At 42.8% G+C, this 1,889-nt stretch carries 3 protein-coding genes; all 3 read left to right on the top strand.

What is annotated here, in order from left to right:
* Positions 1-429: 429 nt before the first annotated feature.
* Entirely contained in the window at positions 430-1,107 is a 678-nt protein-coding gene (locus WG89_RS28690) for an RHS repeat-associated core domain-containing protein (RefSeq protein ID WP_062271217.1), read from the top strand.
* Positions 1,108-1,110: 3 nt separating this feature from the next.
* Complete coding sequence (locus WG89_RS28685) at positions 1,111-1,473, top strand: hypothetical protein (RefSeq protein ID WP_062271214.1); 363 nt, start codon at positions 1,111-1,113, stop codon at positions 1,471-1,473.
* A gap of 135 nt (positions 1,474-1,608) precedes the next feature.
* Positions 1,609-1,889 (top strand): transposase (locus tag WG89_RS28680; protein WP_153301904.1); only part of this gene is annotated, 281 nt, incomplete at its 3' end.

Below are 1,889 nucleotides of genomic sequence, written 5' to 3'. Positions count from 1 at the left end.
AAATAGATTCGGATGAATGGTTGAAAACCATGGCCTGGAATAATCGCTTTTATCGAGCAATAGGCCGATTAGACGTTATGAAAGCCTATGCTCGTGAGGTAGGTCAAAAGTGGGTTCAGGGAATGTTTTCCAGTAGTCGTCTATTTTTAGAGCGCTAAAGCTAATCAGTATTTCTGCCGTGTCTGCTTTGATGGATTGCCTGTACAGGCTTTCAGAGCAATCGTTCTCTCCTCTTGCTGCTTGTAGACTGTTTATCATGAAATGGGTTTATGACACTGGTTTGTGGTTGGCATTTTTTGTGATCAGTTGATTGAAGTAAATAGTTGGCTGCTATGACTTGGTTGAATTCTATGGGTGTCCTAGATTCCTTAGATTCCTCTAGATTCCCTCCTGGGTACCCCACAGAAAGCCTTCCGAAGAAACGGCAAGGTGACCTGGAAAGCCAAGGCCAGTGCTTTCGGGGAAACGGAAGTCTGGGAAGGGAGCGAACTGAGGAATAATTTGCGGTTTGCAGGGCAGTACTTTGACCAGGAAACAGGGCTGCATTATAACTTTTTTAGGGATTATGATCCGGGTGTTGGACGGTATGTTCAGAGTGATCCGATTGGGTTGAGTGGTGGGATTAATAGGTATTCATATGTCGATGCGAGCCCAATTAATTTTTCAGATAAATTTGGCTTGCATAAAGGTGATAAGCGATATGGCAAGCCAGATAAATTTTGGCGTTGGGTGCATAGGAAGAAGAAGCAAAAAAGTGGAAGAAAAGCTCACGATAACTACACAAGAGATGAAGTGGAGGAGATGTATCAAGAATGGGAATACTCAGGTAAACCAGATGGGGATAATGATAAGAATAGTAAGGATCGTAGAGGGGAAAGGGATAGAAAAAGGAGATTAAGGTCTCCTGGAGGAATTCCTTCAATTATCTGGGATCATTTACAAGAAATGTGTAGAGCTGGGCGGCATCAAGGAGTTGGTTGCCTGCCTGAGAATGAGCCATCCATGGATATGGCGGGCATCTACGAACTTGATGATATTTTCAAAATACCAAACTATGACTTCAGTAATATGTATGACAAAATAACATCACCAGGCGATGAGTGTTGAGAAATGTCTATATATAATTATTTTGATATTTCATTTCGATTTTTTTATGGCGATACAGTCCCGAATTTCTCTACAAGAGATTTAGATGGAAACTGGTTAAGTAGGGAAGGAGAGGATTTTACTTTAGAATATACAACGGAAAATGTAGCTGGTGATTTAAATGAAGAAATAGCTAGCCTGCTACAAAATGAGATACTGTCAAAGTTACAGTCTATAACTGGTTTTGAAATGGCTGTTTTGGATATTGCGATATATTCAGATAGTCCATGCCCATCCATAAGAATGACTCAAGAAACTCTAGCATTACTAGAGAAAGTTGAGAATATTTGTCTTGATTTTTCATTTTATCCTTGCAGTGATTTGTAGTCCGAACAGTGGGAGCATGACTTGGGTGACTTGGGCGACTTGGGAGGGCGGCTTAGGGACACCCACACATTTGACTAACCGTCCGGCTGAACTACTTTACTCCTGTCCCTGATTTTTTATCAAACAGGAGCGTTCATGACCCGAGCCCGCAGTACCTTGATTGATCCTGGTGCCACGCCCTACTATCACTGTATAGCTCGATGTGTCCGTCGAGCGTTTTTATGTGGTGAAGACCACCTTACCGGGCAGAACTATGAGCACCGCAGGCAGTGGGTGGTAGATCGGCTCAATGAACTGGCGACTGTTTTTGCCATTGAAGTGTGTGCGTACGCAGTGATGTCCAATCACTATCATGTTGTTTTGCACATCAATACCCGAGAGTCAGAAAGCTGGAGTCGGGATGACATTCTGAATCG

It is taken from the genome of Endozoicomonas arenosclerae (assembly GCF_001562015.1).
Classification (GTDB): Bacteria; Pseudomonadota; Gammaproteobacteria; order Pseudomonadales; family Endozoicomonadaceae; genus Endozoicomonas_A; species Endozoicomonas_A arenosclerae.
Note: the sequence above shows the minus strand (reverse complement) of the source record. Positions and strands in the feature narration are given on the sequence as shown.

Excerpts from the sequence above, each read along its gene's own strand:
- WG89_RS28685 (WP_062271214.1), top strand. The coding sequence starts at position 1,111 with ATGTCTATATATAATTATTTTGATATTTCATTTCGATTTTTTTATGGC.